Raw genomic sequence first — 15,168 nt, forward strand, 5'->3', positions numbered from 1 at the left:
GCTATATCTTACAAAATGTCAGTAAAACTGATCCAGCTAAATCCCATCTCAAAAAATTTTCAAAGTTAGCTTGTTTAAAAAATGATAAGTTTTGAAAGAACTCGATTTATTTTTGAATAAATATTTACATTATAATTGTTTATATTAATTTTTTTCTGCTCATTTTTTATTTCTTCAACTAATTTAGGATTCTGCATAAATTTTTTCATCGCACTTTTCAGCTCATCTTTGTCGAAATTTACGAGATAAGCCGTCTTTCCATGGCTCAACAATTCACTGATACCTCCTACATTTGTGCTTATAATAGGTTTATTAAGAATAAGTGTTTCCCCTAAAACAATAGGATAAGATTCATAACGTGAAGACTGAATGTAATAATCTGCATTCTTAATATAGGGGTAAGGATTATTTTGGTTGCCTAAAAGAAGAAAGCTTTCTTCAATACTGAAAAATTTTATCTTATTCTTCAAATTTATATTCTCGCTACCATCTCCAATCACAGCTATTATGTGGTCAAAACCTTCATCTAATAGTTCTTTATGTACTTCAATAAGAAAGTCATATCCTTTTTGATACTCTAACCTACCTACTGAAACGAAAATTTTTATTCTTTTATCGACAAACCTATATTTGAAATCTGGAATTTCTAAAAGAGATTTTTCTAAAACATTCTTCTCGTCAAAAGTATTATGAATATGAATCCCATTGTATATTTTCACATCAAGAAAGTTTTCAAATGTCAGTCTCGTATGCAAAGAACCGAATATCGTTAGGTCACACTCCTTCATCATTCTTGCAATCTTTTCACCATATTCTTTAGTATGATGCCAACTGATATCAGTGTGGAACCAATTTACTTTTTTTGAATTTTTGAAAGGACTTCTTAGCAGATCAGGAAGGGAGGAATGTGTTATAGCTATCTCAATATCCGGGGTTTCAAATAATTTTTTCTTAATAAGAGAAGGAAAAATTTTATACATCTGAATTTTTACATTTCTCATAACAAGCTGTATAAAAAGTATAGGTTTTATAAAGCTCATTTCGTGTCTTCCTTTTGCCAAAGCAGTTACTTTTACATCGTCAGGAATATCATCCAGAAGTTCCCCTTGATTAATCTGTAAAAGAACTGAAGGTTCAAATCTCTCCCTATCAAGATTCTTAAGTACATCAATCAGTACTTTTGGAACACCTCCCATTTGCATAGAACGTATTCTGAACATTATCTTCTTTTTCATTATTAACGGATCTCAATATTCAAAGTATGAATAGTTAACTTTTATCAATTCATCTTGATAAAAATGAAGTATAATTAGATAAAGCCCTCTTTGAGTCTTTTTTACTTCATAAATCCATTCATTAGAATGTTTTTTTAATAAATTATATTCCCTGAAGAACTTCACTGCTTCTGATTTGGTTTTGCCAATTAGATTTTCATAATTATTAAGAACATCTTGTACAGGATATTTTTTCTCTCCAATACGAACATTCCATATATGCACATCATCCTGGAAGAACTTGAAAACATTTATAATTTTATCAAAAAAGTTCATAAATTGTGTTATCCTTTTAGTTTCTATCTTATTTTGTTACAAAAACAACTTTTTGCTCCTCTACTTTTCTTTATTTTTACTTTAAATAACTTCTACTTATGCTTTTTAATAAGTTCTTTTAGCTCGTCAATTTGTATTTGCTGTTCTTTTATTGCATTAATTAAGATTGGAATTAAAGAAGAATAACTTACTGAGTAAAACCCATCTTTATCTGTAAATACTGCCTCTGGTAAAACTTTAAGTACTTCTTGTGCTATTACTCCATATTCTTTATGTGGATCGTTAGCATTTTTTTTGAATCTGTAAGAGTATCCATTTAATTGCAAAATTTTAGATAGGTTATTTTCTTCTTTTACAATATCCTGTTTCAATCTAATATCAGAACTTACAGAACCACCAGTACCATTGAAGTTAAAAGATTTACCATTACTAGCAATTGTAAGAGTATTAGACGAGGCATTATCAACCAAAATTTTTGCAGATTGAGTGTTGTCCGGAGAATAGATATCAAAGTCACCCCCATTTCTAAGGGCTATTGCAGTACCACCCGAGTTTGCAATTACCAAACCATTAGCATCAGTTATTTGAGAAAAATCCTGAGTACCAATACCAACTTTACCCCAAGCAATTACATTAGGTTGGGATGCATCTGCACCTCCGGGATTGTCTCGGAAATGAAAAGTATTATCTTTATAGCCAATAAAATCTTCTGAAAAAGCTGGTGCGACACCATCTTTAAAAGTGATGTAACTGTTGTCATCTGCAAATGATGTATCAATTCCAAAAGAGCCGTTACCGAGAGATAATCCGCCATTAATAGACAATTTATGCTGAGGATTTGTTTCATTGACACCTACATTTCCGTTGGATAAAATAGTAAGCCGTTCTGTTGCATTTGTATATAAAGACAAAGACGTACTTTCTAAATTCTGAATTGAGGCGGCTCCTGTGGAAGACACCCCAATCTTTAATCCATCCGTAGCAAGAGAACCTACCTGTCCATTTGTAATCTGCATATAAGAATCTGTAGTATTCAGTCTATGTATTTGTAAAGCATTGTTAACCGCAGCATTTCCTACTCCTATTCCTACATTACCTAAGGTACCTGATGTACTAGCATCAATCCTCATATGCTCATTACCATTAACTCCCAAACGCAAAGATGAATTAGTACCACTACTAGTAGTGATAAAAGCTCCATTATTAAGAGCTGATACTCCTAAAAGAATATTTTGACCAGAATTACCAAATCTGGCAACATTAACGTTTCCTAAACCTGTTCTTACATCCAATTGCGCTCCCGGATTAGTAATACCTATCCCCAAATTCCCAGCATCTGTCATTACAATCTCAGTGCCTGCTGTTCTAGCGGTTGTTCCGTCTGCATTTTTTCCCAACTCTATTCTGGGAGGCGCGGCGGTGCTATTATTTATCCATTCATCGGCTGTTGTATCTGCCATTGCAGGAATCAGTAGAGGAATCCATGCAGCTCCGTTCCAATAATGAAATCCTCCTTTGAAAGGGTTTGCATCTGTTACTAAATATACTAACTGCCCATTAATACTTCCGTTAACGGCAAGAGAATTTACTCTTGGAACCAAGATACCATCATTGGCACTTACGGCTCCCGGTACTGCTACTCCTGAAGAACCTGTATCATTTTTCCCCCTGATATCAAATGTTGTCTGTGGAAAAGAAGTATTAATCCCAATATTTCCAACCTGACTAAACAACTTGATACCAGTAAGCATTAATGATAACAGCAGGACTCTAATTTTTTTCATTTCTTTAAATATTTTAAATGGTTATATTAAAAAGGTTGAGCTTTTTTATCGTAATAAATGTGGTAATGGCGGCATAGAAAGTATTCTAAATATCTAATGATTACTTATAAAACCGGATAATAAAATAATCCGGTTTCACTTTTCATCATTTAGTTAATTATTTAGAATCATATTAGGTTTATCATTTATGTTTTTATAAAAGACAAAGTAATAGATTTAACAAAAAGCCATCAATAATTAATATTGATTGTTTTTTATAACTAATATTAATTAACCCTATATCATTAATAGTAATTACACTATTTTAAATGTTTAAATTTTAGTTTTGTAAAAAAATCATAAAATGAAGATTTTATTATTTGACGATCACACATTATTTGTGCAATCTTTTAAAATCCTTTTAGAGAGTAATTTTTCTGCTCAACATGAAGTATTCGCATGTACAGGCATAGAAGAAGTGAACAACTGCATGGAAAGACAAAAAATTGATTTGATCTTTACAGATTATCTTATACCAGAACTGGACATCTTCCATATCATTAATAAATGGAAGAAAGACAACGAACTTATAAAGATTGTAGTACTCAGCAGTATAAGCAGTTCAAATTTGATCGCAAGATTATTGCTTAATAACGTAGACGGCTTTTTATCCAAATCAGCATCCCAAGCTGAGATTGGGAAATGCATAAATTATATAAATAATAATAAAAAATATGTCTGCAAAAACTTTGAATCGGATGTTATGCAATATTTACTGCTAAAAGAGAATAATATTTTCAGCCAGAGAGAACTGGAAATCATTGAGCTCATTAAACAGGGCAAATCAATCAAAGACAAAGCAAAAATTCTAAGCCTGAGCGAAAATACAGTTATAACACACAGAAGAAATATTATGCAAAAAGCGGGTGTAAAATTTGTCACTGAGCTTTTGGCTAAATTGGGAGATTTCGGTTTGTAATTTAATGTCTATTTTTATGATGAAAAACTATTTTTTTTTCCTTTATCTCTTTTGTTTCGGTCACTTCTTTTCTCAGAATTTTGGATCTGTTGAGGATGTAAAATCTTTTAAACAAAGTGAAAAAATTGATAAAATGACTAGAACCGAATTACTTGAGGTTATTAATCAATTAGAAAAATTTAAAAACAAAGAACAATATAAGTATACTGATAATCTAAATAAAGTTATCATTCTTAGCACCCTTGCAGATTGCTATGATTTTGTACAGAATGAAAAAATGCAAGATAAATATAACCAAGAGATTATATACTTGTACGAAAAAAGCGCAGAACAGATGGTAAATAATAAGACCCATGACTGGGATACCTATTATTCTAATGCTCTTATGCAATATGCTAATTCTTTATGTAAAAAAACGCAAGATTTAAAAAGTGTAAGTACTATTCTTTATAAGCTAAAAAAAGTAGTGATGAAAGACAAAAAAGAAAGCATTATTCTTAATTACTATTCATTAGAGGGCAATATATTCTATCAGGCTAAACTTTTTAAAGAATCTATTAAATCTTATCAAAATGCTATTATTTTTTATAAAAAGTCAAGCTATAAAGGTAAAATTCCAAATTATCACGAAACTATCTTAAATAATATTTCCAATTCAGTATTAGATCTGGTGCTAAATAATGATAATTTAAAAAAAGAAGAAAAACTAAAATACTTAAGCATTATCGATTCTAATACAAAAGAAATAGAAAGTTTACATTACGAAGAAGCTAATATGCTTAGAACTTATTTTATACAAGCCTATTCAGACTATCTAAAAGAGGATTATCAAAATGCCGAAAAATATATTGAACGATCACTAAAACAAAAAAAAGAAGGAAGATTCATTATAACAGAGGATTATGTTTTTGCTAAAATGATAAAAGTAATGATTCTTATTAAACGGAAAAAATACGTTTTAATCCCTAATCTAAAATCTGAAATAGAAGAGTCTAAATCTTTTAAAGAAATTATTTCAGTAGACAGCAACTTTAAAAATAATTTAGCTCAATATTATAAAGTCGTCTCAGAATATGAAAAAGAACGTAATAATTTTCAGGAAGCCTATCGTATAAAAGCAAAAGAGCTAGAGATTATAAAGCAAGACAGAAATGAAAAATTAAACTTACAGTTCAGAGAACTGGAAAAAAAATACAATATCTCTAAAAAGAATGAACAGATCGCAGAATTAAATGTAAAAAAAAAGAGTTTAACCATTACTCTTATTTTCTTGTGGAATCTTATTATGATAAGTGCAGTTTTCATATTTTTCTACATTCGAAAAAAGAAAAGACAATCCCAAAAACTAGCTCAACATCTTAAAAACATCACAGAAAATGAGATTCATAAAATTAATTACGCAAAACAAACGGCAGTTAACGAATTAAAGAAAAAATTTTCTTTGCAATTACATACAGATATTGGCTCTGCATTAATAGCAACCGCTAACTTTCTAAAAGTAAAAAGAAAACTGGAACCTGATGTAAAAGCTCTTGAATTATGGGATTCTCTGCAAAAAGAATTGCAAAAAATTTATACAATCGTCCGTAATGAGAGTCACAAAATCTATGAAAGCAGTTGTGATAGTGATTTTTTAGATGAATTAGAAAAAAATATTCAATTAATTTTTGCAAACTCAAACATTATTAATCTTCAAACTCAATTTGATATTAGTCCTCAAATAGAACTCCTTCCGGAAACAAAAGTTTCTATTTTAATGATGATTAAAGAAGGCTGTACGAATATCATAAAATATTCTACCGCCCACAATGTATTCATCAAAATAAATAATGATGAAAATTTCATCCATGTAGAAATAAAAGACGATGGTAAAAAGATTTTTTTTTCAGACAAGCGCAAACAAGGAATAGGGCTTCAAACATTAAAAGAAACTATTGAAAATCTTAATGGTAAATTTTCAATTTCCAAAACAGAATCTGGGTTCAGCATCAATGCCAATATGCCTTACTCATAAAATTAACTAAAAAACATTAACAGATCCGTTACAAAAATGATTCGGCACATTACAAAAAAAACCGTCTTAAACACTTGTTTAAGACGGTTTTAAATTATTTTTACTATTGTTAATCAATACTTACTTCACTTCTTCAAAAATAACATATACTGCAAATCAATTAATTACATTTATATGGTACAAATAAGGAACAAATAATTCTTTTACTTAGTTTTAATTGTTTGATAAGTTTGCCATTCTTTATTTAATTTAACTATCATCGTGTTATCTAGAAAACTAAGACAAACTTCTTTCAAGATTTAGTTTTATTTTCTCCCAGCTTGGCAATACTTCAGTTAATGTTCTATAAAAATCTTTTGAATGATTGGGATGAATTAAATGACAAAGCTCGTGCAGGATAACATACTCTATACAAGTCTTATTCGCTTTTATCAACTCTGTATTCAAAAGTATATTGCCATTCATTGAGCAACTTCCCCAACGTTTTTTCATAAACCGATGAGTGAGCCTTATGTCATAAGTATTAAACTGAGGAAACTGAGAAAGTAATTGATCTAGCAACTCCTTGAAAATAATATCCGCCTTGCTTTTATAAAATTTTTGGATGATTAATTCTATATTATCATTTTTAGTTGTGATGGTAAACAAACCTTTCCCTAAGTTAATATCTGTTTTATTTTGTTCCGTTTTATTAATCACCAATTTATACTGTCTTCCTAGATAACGATGGGTTTCTCCAGGAATATATAGTCTTTCTTTGGCAAAAGGTCTGAACAATTCAAATGTGCGTTGCTGTTGTAAAATCCATTTAGATTTTGGTTTTACTTTTTCTATAACTTTTTCTATTGACGTATTTTTCGGAACTGTAATCTGGATATTACCTTCTGGAAAAATTCGTAAATCAATCGTCTTTCTGTCGGAATAAATAACTTCTGCTTCGATATTCTTCTTGCCGTACTTATATTCTATCTTCATCACTAATCCATTTGCTTTTTAGCTATTTTTATCACTTCTTCTACAAAGTCATCTAAAATATCAAAAGGAATTTGATGATCCATTTCCAATGATAAGCTATAAAAATAGTCGTCTAATTCACTCCAAATTTGCTTTTCAATTTCTTTGTTCAACTTCCAGTCAACAATAGCTCTATTGTTTTCTGTAGTTATATTTTTTATTAATTCTTGAATTTTTAAAGCAATTTCTGCATTTTGCAATCTATCTCCTAAAAATGTAAATAATTTCGCATTGATAAAATTATAAAATGCTACCGCTATTTTGTTTCCTTCAATTATTGCTGGTACATCGTCTTGTTTTCCCGTTAGGAAGCGTTCTTCAATATCTTTAATTTTATGGAGATATTCTGTTTCATCTATTCGGCTTTGCTTATAATCTAGGATGGTTTCTTTAATCAGCTCAGACAGCTTTTTATAAAATATAGGGTCTTCATCCATTTTTATGGTTATTCCCTTTGAAGTACGTGCTGCTATGTGATCTGCTTTAGCTGCTTTACCTATCAATTTTTCCACTTCATTATCTCGCTCTTGTTTATTAAAAATATCTATAGGCTCGGTTATTTTTAATATTTCTCCATCGGTAGTGATGTGTTTGTCTATTAATTTCTGAACCTGAGCTTCATAGGCTTTATAATCTATCTGGTCAAAATACCTGCGTTTTACATCTATTCTTAATTGAATAAAAAATTTGCTATCTTTTTTGTATTTTTCAATAACCGCATCATTTTTCACATCATTAAACTCAATAGTTGCCATTGCCAAGCTAAACAATCTAATGAATTTGGATAGTTTTTCATAGAAAAGATGACGTTGCTCTTCATCTCCTAAATGTACAGCATAGGCTTCTGTATCGTATTTATTTTTGATAGCAGAAAAAATATCCCAAACTTCGGAATGTACTTGTGGAAGATCTTTGATGATGTCTTTCACATTCGTAACAGAACCTTTTACATCATCAGGATTCATTTCGTCTGAACCTGAATAAATTTCTATGGCTTTATCAAGGTTTTCTAAATTCCCATAATAATCTACAATTAAACCATAATCTTTGCCTTCTGCTAATCTATTGACTCTTGCGATGGCTTGTAACAAAGTATGTTCTTTTAAACTTCTCGTTAAGTATAACACTCTGTTTTTGGGAGCATCAAACCCCGTAAGTAATTTATCTACTACAATAATAATCTCAGGATTTTCTTGATATTTAAAAGCATTGATGATGGATTTTTCATACTTTTCCTGTGTGCCGTATTTGTCCATCATTGATTTGTAGAACGACTGAACCAAGTTTTCATTTTCTTCAAAAGCATCATCATAATTTTCTCTCGTATCCGGAGCAGAAATTATAACTTCAGAAGTGAGCTTTCCTATTTCATTCAGGTATTTTCGGTATAAAATGGCAGTTGTTTTGTTAGGAGCAACCAACTGTGCTTTAAATCCTGTATTTTGGATAAAACCAACAAAATGTTCACTTATGTCCCAAGCTCTGTCATAGACAACTTGATCTGCTTTGTTAATCGCATTTTTGGAACTGTATTTTCTTTTTAGCTCTGCTTTACCATATTTAGTTAATGGTTCTGAAACTTTATCGAAAAAGTTATCTAAAGGTTTCTCGTTTACCGTAATGGAATTGTGCCGTCCTTCATACAACAGCGGCACAACTGCGCCATCTTCCACCGCATCTTTTATGGTGTATTCATCGATTACGCCACCAAATTTATCCGCCGTATTTTTCTCGGATTTCATTAGAGGTGTTCCTGTAAATGCAATAAAACAACCATTTGGAAAAGTCTTTTGCATTTTTACATTGAATGTTTTGTATTGACTACGGTGTCCTTCATCTATCAACACAAAAATCTCTGATGAACTAAAACCTTCAGGCTCTTGATTTACCGCTGCTTTAAATTTATTAATGATGGTGGTAATGACTGCATCCGAATTGTTTTTCAACAATTCTATTAAATGTTTTCCCGTTGCCGCTTCTTCCACAGGAATATTACATTTCTGAAAGGTTTCTGTAATCTGAGTATTGAGATCTACACGGTCGGTTACCAAGATGATTTTAGGATTTTTAATCTTTTTACTCAAAGCGATTTGTTGTGCAAGCATTACCATTGTGAGCGATTTTCCACTTCCTTGGGTGTGCCAAATTACCCCGCCTTTGCGTTTCCCACTATGATCTGTTTTTTCTATTTGTTTGATGGTTTTGGTAATTCCATAATATTGTTGGTATCGGGTTACTTTTTTAATTCCTTCATCGAAAAGAATAAAACGAAACATCAATTCTAACAAGCGTTTTGGATGGCAAATGCTATATAATAATTGGTCTTGTATGGTAACTGCCAATTCTAATTTTCCGAGTTCTTGAAAATATCGGATGGTACTCCAATATCTTGTTTTAAAAACCTCAGTGTGAACATTTTTGGGCAATTCTGCTTGTTTTAGATCATGGAGATTTTGGTAGAAAGCATTTTCTTCTTTAGCATTGGTGAATTTCTCTTTCCAAACCGACCAAAATTTTGCAGGAGTCGCCGTAGTAGCATATTTGGCATCACTTACCGCCAGTGAAAGCAATAAGTTGGAATACACATACAAATCCCGAATTCCGTCTTCCTGTTGGTTTCTCAGGTGTTGCGAAATTCCTTCTTCTACCGGAGATTTTATGGCGTTGGATTTACACTCTATCACCACCATTGGAATCCCATTAATGAACAACACAATATCTGGACGATAGGTGTCTGAACGATGAGAACGGGTAACGGCAAATTCTTCGGAAACATGGAAGGTGTTGTTTTCCGGTTGTTCCCAGTCAATGTATTTGAACGAAAAACTTTTACGGTCGCCAGAAATGGTTTGCTCAAAACTTTTACCGAGTGTAATGAGATCATAAAAATGCTGATTGGCATTAATGAATCCTAAATGCATAGGTAGTTCCTTCAACTCGTTAATCGCCAATTCTACATTGGTATCCGAAAAGTCGTGCGTTTGTCCTTTATACTCAATTTTGTTGATTTTTTGAAGTTGCGTTTTCAAAATATCTCTCAATAAAACATTGGTTTTTCTGCCTTCACGAAGTTGCAAGACTTCGTCTGGTGAAATATAGGTATAGCCAATTTTTATCAGCATTTGCAACGCTGGTAATTGACTGATGTGATCTTCTATGTAGGATGGTGTCATATTAACTAATTGATTTAGTGTTATTTTTACCTTTTATACTTTTGGCTTCTTCTAGAGCTTTAGAAACTCTATTAGTTAAAGTCTCAATTGAATCCTCCTTTTTCAAAGTCGTTACACCACAACAAATAGTTAAATGATGTTTGTTATCTCCAACTGAAAAAATATTGTTACTAATCATTTTTCTCTTACGTTCAGCCGCCTGTAAAGCCTGACCGAGATTGGTTTCTTTAGCAATAACAACAAACTCATCACCTCTTTGAAAGAAACGAAAAGTTTCATCTGTTGCTCTTTTATCACTTCCAAGTAATTCGCCTAACTTCTTTAATATTAAATCGGCTTCTCCATAACCGTACTCTGTATTAAAGGATTTGAAATCATCAATATCAATTAGGATAACACTAATATTATCTTTAAAATTTTTCAGTAAGGATTCTAATAAAATTTTAAATGCTTTATGATTTTTTAAACCAGTTAATTCGTCAATATTATTATCTCTTATTAAATTATCAAGTTTTGACTTATATCTAAAAAGCAAAAAAAGCGAACTAATAATGAATATCCCTAAAGTTATTATAAAATACATAGGCATCGTAACATCAGAAACTAAAAACGTTTTCACGAAAGGAAATAAGCTAATTAAATATGTCGACAATAAACCTCCCACAAAAATCAAAATTGCTTTGAAAATATCATAAAACCCTTTTGATAATAATTCAGATTTAAATTTTTCAAATGATTTTTTAATATTTTTCATAGGTTTATATTTAGTAGTTTATAAATTTCGACCTTGTTTTCATTGTAAACTTCTAATGCACGAATCTCAAGATCTCTAAGTCTTTCAATGTCAGTTTCGTCCATTTCAATGTTTTCTACCTCTGTTCTAAATAATGTATTAAGTCTTAAGTATGCGAAATTATCTGGTTCTTGCCTATCAATACCATTTTTTAATAAGCTTAAAATATTTTCCACTTGTTGAGATTGACCTTGCATAAACAACTCAATAATTCTTTTACGTCTATGATTTATCCAATACCAGATTCCAAACTTATTTTCTCTATTAGGTTCTAAAAATATTCTTTCACCTGTACCAATTGAGAGCAAGTTAATATCAATTAACTCTTTATTAAAAGCTTTTTGAGCTTCAATCAAAGCTATTAAACTTGGATTATTAGCCCAAACTCCACCATCTACTTTATTTTTAAATTGAAGAACATCTCCTTTCATATCTTTATACATATTGCCAGAATATGGGTCAAAATATGTAGGAGCCGATGAAGTTGATAAGGCAGCATCTAGTAATGGAAGATTAGGATCACGAGTAAACCTGTGATGGTAAAGGCTTTTTAGAACAGATGGTTCTCCAATGCTTAAATCGTAAATTGATACCCCAACAGGAACTTTACAGTCTTTGAGTTTAGGAATGGAAATATTATGGTATTTTTTAAATACATCTTCCAATAAGCTTTTAAGATTAGCTCTATCGTGTGAAGAATGGTTGATGCACTTTAGCAATCCTTTTTTATTACCAAATATATTTTTAGCGTTGTTAAAGTAAAGGTCTTTAATTTCTTCTGCAGGAATACCAAGAGATAGAGCTAACGCAAGTATGCCACCTGTAGAAGTACCAAAAATTAAATCCACGTTCTGAAATATTTGCCAGTCCTTAAATCCTTTAGCTTTCAATTCCTTTTCGATTTCGCTCAAAATTACTGCTGGAAAAATACCACGGATACCACCACCATCCAAACTTAGCACTCTAAACTTTTTATCACTCATATTGTTCTTAGTTTACCAGTTAACAATTGCTGCATTAATCCTTTTTTCTGTTGCTGTAAGGCTTTTAATTTTTCTTGATATTGTTTCAGTTCTTGGTGGGCGGTGTTTAATATTTCTGCAATTGAATGCTGTTCTTCCAGAGAAGGAACAGAAATTTCTAACTTCAACAAATCTTTTTTGCTTAAAACCCTATTACGACCAGCACCTCCAGGCGAAATGTTATCCAACATTTGCTTGAAGAATGGCTGCAAAATAATATGTCTAAAAAATTCAACAGAAACTGTTTTTTGATCAATCACATAGGTTGGAAAACGATGAGAAACCAGACCACCTTCATCTTTCTTGCTAATAATGGCAACAGCGTGTTCCCATGCAAAAGTGATATTTACAATGAAATCATTTTCTTTCACTTCGTATAGTTTATCCATTGATATCGCCTTCGGGTCGGAATCTGGTTTATGAAAAATTCCTTTCCCGTGACTTCTAATACCTAATGCAAGATAATTTTCAGCTGGTTTTTCAATTTCTCTTGGTGTAAATGTCAAGAATTTGCTTAATGATTTTTTTCTAGAATTCTTGTTAACTAAATTACCTCTCAAGAACGAAAACGCCAGCGCCTTATTTCTATCTTCTAGTTTTTTTATGATGGCATCAGTATTTTGTATAGCTTTATCCCACGTAGATAATACATCGGCAATCTTTTGTTGTTCTGGTAGTGGAGGAAGTGGGATTAGAATTTTTGAACATATATCTTTATTCAGTTTTGGTTGTGCGGTTCCAGTATTGAATTTATCGTAAGATATACTTTCTAAATACTCAGTGACATATGCTCTATTATAATGTGAATATGGTTTAAGAACATGTGCGTGATTATTTACCCAAATTTTACCTTCAACCATAAATGCTAAGGGTGAACTTCTATTAATAATATTTGCTCCATCTTCTCCAAGTAATATTAATTCATCATCGAAAATGAAATCGTTAACATAGTCTATAATTCCTGATGCTCCATAATACGGATATGATCCTCTCATCTTTGAGCGATCACTATCTTTTATAGGCTTTCTTTTCCCATCTAAAAATTCAACTACTTCCCCCAACTTCTTCACTTCCCAATCTGTGGGAATGAGACCGATGGGTGTTTGTTTATATTGTGTTTTTTGTTTCATTTTCAATAATATCTTTTTTTGTAGCTCCGTGAACTGTTCCGCCACCTAACCAGTCTCCACCTGTAATTAGCCATAATTCATAATGGTATAACCATTCTATTGCCCATATCATAACTGTTTGCGCAATAGATTTAGAGCTATTCCATTCCTTCCAATCTGGGTAGTACAAACACAAACGCTGTTTTTTATGGTCATATACGTGAGGTAAAGAAGTCTTTCCTTTTGCTAATCTTAACGGTGTTGGTTCTAACACAAATACATTAGGGTTTTTTCCCAATTCATAAGTAAGTTTTACTTTATATTCATCTCCAATAGGTGAGGATTTTAAAATCCCTATCCATTGAAGCATTTTACCACCAATAATCTTACTTTCTCCAAAACCAAAGTCTTTTTTGAGACCTGCTAACTGATTGTAAATAGTAAGTTTCTTAGCTTTGTTCATTCCCGTGAAAATTATGATTGCTAACTTTTGCCACATCTGTTAGTCCGGCTACCGCTGCACCAATGACACCTTGTTTTCTGTCTATATAGTTTCCACCAGATTCGGTTAAAACTCTTCGACGGTTTCCTAAATCAGAAAATGTTTTGGTTACAGGAGCTTCCCCGAAAGATTTTATTAAGGATTCGTTTAAATTCATTCTATTAAGATTATTACCTAATCCTCCAAAATCTGCTTTTAGTTTAACTAGCCAATCGTTAAAAAATTGTTCACGTTTCGATCCTTCAATAGCCCATCTGTCAGCAAAATTTTCTGCTTCATTCGTAGGGTTGGAAATCCATTTTACATCTTTTTTTAGTTTATCATCATATCCATCTTTAATATGATCTTCCATTTTATAGATGATGTTTAATAATGCATCGTATATATTATCTTCACCATCATAAGCTTTTGCAGCTAATGTTGTAATGATACAAGAAATTGGTTTTTGCTTTTTATCATCTTCGCTATAATCCTGAAACATTATATCACGGTGTCTTTTGAGTAATTGAACAGCTCTTTGCAATGGCAATCTTTCACTCTGATATTTAGGAGTAGGATTAACGGATTCGTTTAAAGAAAACATTTTTGTTCTTTGTCCTTTAATGTTATCAGCAATATTCATAAACCACTTAGCATAGCCAAAAGGATTACTCTGCAACCATTCTTCAGGTTCTGTAGAAGTTAAATATTCGGGAATTCTCTCATTATCCGTGATACTCAACACCAAATCTTCATAGCTTTGGTCTTTAAGATTTGAATATGCTTTTTCTAAAATAATTGAATATCCCGTTGTGTTTACAGCTGGAAGAATATCCATATGATATCTTTCATTAGGATTTCCATTTTCTCTGTATTTTAAAGTCCAGCATCTTCTCCCTTCATCATCTAGAATAGATTCATATTTTTTATGATTGCGGAGTTGATCACCGACTAGCTCTTTAATATCTTTTTGCGTCCAATCGGGTCTTTTACCGTTTAATTCGCAAACTACATCAAGATCAATGTCATCATCTGGATTAATTGATTGGATTGTAGTACCAATAATAAATGAACCTTGAGGACTAATTACGGGGCTATAACGAGCTAGCTCAGACTCTTCATTAGTAAGCCAATTTCCAACTGCCTTATAACTTTGAACAGCAGCATTATGTTGAGTTTCGGTAATACTTAAGTTTTCACCAAGTATATCTAAAATTTCGTCGATTTCTTGTTTTTGCGTAAAGTTTATCATAATTGTGATTTTGGTATT

General features: G+C 31.6%; 12 protein-coding genes. 2 read left to right on the top strand and 10 right to left on the bottom strand.

All coding sequences use genetic code 11. The features are described 5' to 3' along the window. Positions 1-74: 74 nt before the first annotated feature. From PFY09_RS07250 to PFY09_RS07260, 3 genes are all read right to left on the bottom strand, one after another. Positions 75-1,235, bottom strand: a complete 1,161-nt coding sequence (locus PFY09_RS07250) for a glycosyltransferase (RefSeq protein WP_271161967.1) — start codon at positions 1,233-1,235, stop codon at positions 75-77. A 12-nt stretch (positions 1,236-1,247) separates the two neighbouring features. Further along, positions 1,248-1,550: a hypothetical protein gene (locus tag PFY09_RS07255; RefSeq protein ID WP_271161968.1), complete on the bottom strand. Its 303-nt coding sequence runs from the start codon at positions 1,548-1,550 to the stop codon at positions 1,248-1,250. Between the two features lie 92 nt (positions 1,551-1,642). Continuing rightward, entirely contained in the window at positions 1,643-3,334 is a 1,692-nt protein-coding gene (locus PFY09_RS07260) for a tail fiber domain-containing protein (protein ID WP_271161969.1), read from the bottom strand. Between the two features lie 343 nt (positions 3,335-3,677). Here PFY09_RS07260 and PFY09_RS07265 point away from each other — a divergent pair, with 343 nt between their 5' ends. After that, on the top strand, positions 3,678-4,292 hold the full coding sequence (locus PFY09_RS07265) for a response regulator transcription factor (RefSeq protein WP_271161970.1): 615 nt from the start codon (positions 3,678-3,680) through the stop codon (positions 4,290-4,292). A 16-nt stretch (positions 4,293-4,308) separates the two neighbouring features. Beyond that, positions 4,309-6,306, top strand: a complete 1,998-nt coding sequence (locus PFY09_RS07270; RefSeq protein ID WP_271161971.1) for a sensor histidine kinase — start codon at positions 4,309-4,311, stop codon at positions 6,304-6,306. Between the two features lie 276 nt (positions 6,307-6,582). On the opposite strand, the gene PFY09_RS07275 is transcribed toward PFY09_RS07270, so the two are convergent. The 7 genes from PFY09_RS07275 to PFY09_RS07305 are packed head-to-tail and all read right to left on the bottom strand — an operon-like array spanning position 6,583 to position 15,150. Beyond that, positions 6,583-7,281, bottom strand: coding sequence for a M48 family metallopeptidase (locus tag PFY09_RS07275; protein WP_271161972.1), 699 nt, complete (start codon positions 7,279-7,281; stop codon positions 6,583-6,585). 2 nt (positions 7,282-7,283) lie between these two features. Then, a complete protein-coding gene (locus tag PFY09_RS07280; protein ID WP_271161973.1) occupies positions 7,284-10,493 on the bottom strand; it encodes a type I restriction endonuclease subunit R in 3,210 nt (1,069 codons plus the stop codon). 1 nt (position 10,494) lies between these two features. Beyond that, positions 10,495-11,247 (bottom strand): GGDEF domain-containing protein, encoded by a 753-nt coding sequence (locus PFY09_RS07285; protein ID WP_271161974.1) that lies wholly within the window; start codon positions 11,245-11,247, stop codon positions 10,495-10,497. Next, positions 11,244-12,269 carry a CBASS cGAMP-activated phospholipase gene (locus tag PFY09_RS07290; RefSeq protein WP_271161975.1) on the bottom strand — a complete coding sequence of 342 codons (1,026 nt, stop codon included), beginning with the start codon at positions 12,267-12,269 and terminating at the stop codon, positions 11,244-11,246. The genes PFY09_RS07285 and PFY09_RS07290 overlap by 4 nt, the downstream gene beginning before the upstream one ends. Further along, entirely contained in the window at positions 12,266-13,438 is a 1,173-nt protein-coding gene (locus PFY09_RS07295) for a restriction endonuclease subunit S (protein ID WP_271161976.1), read from the bottom strand. The genes PFY09_RS07290 and PFY09_RS07295 overlap by 4 nt, the downstream gene beginning before the upstream one ends. Beyond that, the gene (locus PFY09_RS07300; protein WP_271161977.1) at positions 13,416-13,880 is read right to left on the bottom strand and encodes a hypothetical protein; all 465 of its coding nucleotides are present in this window, start codon (positions 13,878-13,880) and stop codon (positions 13,416-13,418) included. The genes PFY09_RS07295 and PFY09_RS07300 overlap by 23 nt, the downstream gene beginning before the upstream one ends. Beyond that, complete coding sequence (locus PFY09_RS07305) at positions 13,867-15,150, bottom strand: nucleotidyltransferase domain-containing protein (protein WP_271161978.1); 1,284 nt, start codon at positions 15,148-15,150, stop codon at positions 13,867-13,869. Before PFY09_RS07305 ends, PFY09_RS07300 begins: the two co-directional genes overlap by 14 nt. Positions 15,151-15,168 lie beyond the last annotated feature (18 nt).

This window comes from Chryseobacterium gambrini (assembly GCF_027920505.1).
Taxonomy (GTDB): Bacteria; Bacteroidota; Bacteroidia; order Flavobacteriales; family Weeksellaceae; genus Chryseobacterium; species Chryseobacterium gambrini.

Coding starts and splice junctions, on each gene's coding strand:
- PFY09_RS07250 (WP_271161967.1), bottom strand. CDS start 1,235: ATGAAAAAGAAGATAATGTTCAGAATACGTTCTATGCAAATGGGAGGT.
- PFY09_RS07275 (WP_271161972.1), bottom strand. CDS start 7,281: ATGAAGATAGAATATAAGTACGGCAAGAAGAATATCGAAGCAGAAGTT.
- PFY09_RS07300 (WP_271161977.1), bottom strand. CDS start 13,880: ATGAACAAAGCTAAGAAACTTACTATTTACAATCAGTTAGCAGGTCTC.
- PFY09_RS07285 (WP_271161974.1), bottom strand. CDS start 11,247: ATGAAAAATATTAAAAAATCATTTGAAAAATTTAAATCTGAATTATTA.
- PFY09_RS07260 (WP_271161969.1), bottom strand. CDS start 3,334: ATGAAAAAAATTAGAGTCCTGCTGTTATCATTAATGCTTACTGGTATC.
- PFY09_RS07280 (WP_271161973.1), bottom strand. CDS start 10,493: ATGACACCATCCTACATAGAAGATCACATCAGTCAATTACCAGCGTTG.
- PFY09_RS07265 (WP_271161970.1), top strand. CDS start 3,678: ATGAAGATTTTATTATTTGACGATCACACATTATTTGTGCAATCTTTT.
- PFY09_RS07290 (WP_271161975.1), bottom strand. CDS start 12,269: ATGAGTGATAAAAAGTTTAGAGTGCTAAGTTTGGATGGTGGTGGTATC.
- PFY09_RS07295 (WP_271161976.1), bottom strand. CDS start 13,438: ATGAAACAAAAAACACAATATAAACAAACACCCATCGGTCTCATTCCC.
- PFY09_RS07305 (WP_271161978.1), bottom strand. CDS start 15,150: ATGATAAACTTTACGCAAAAACAAGAAATCGACGAAATTTTAGATATA.
- PFY09_RS07255 (WP_271161968.1), bottom strand. CDS start 1,550: ATGAACTTTTTTGATAAAATTATAAATGTTTTCAAGTTCTTCCAGGAT.
- PFY09_RS07270 (WP_271161971.1), top strand. CDS start 4,309: ATGATGAAAAACTATTTTTTTTTCCTTTATCTCTTTTGTTTCGGTCAC.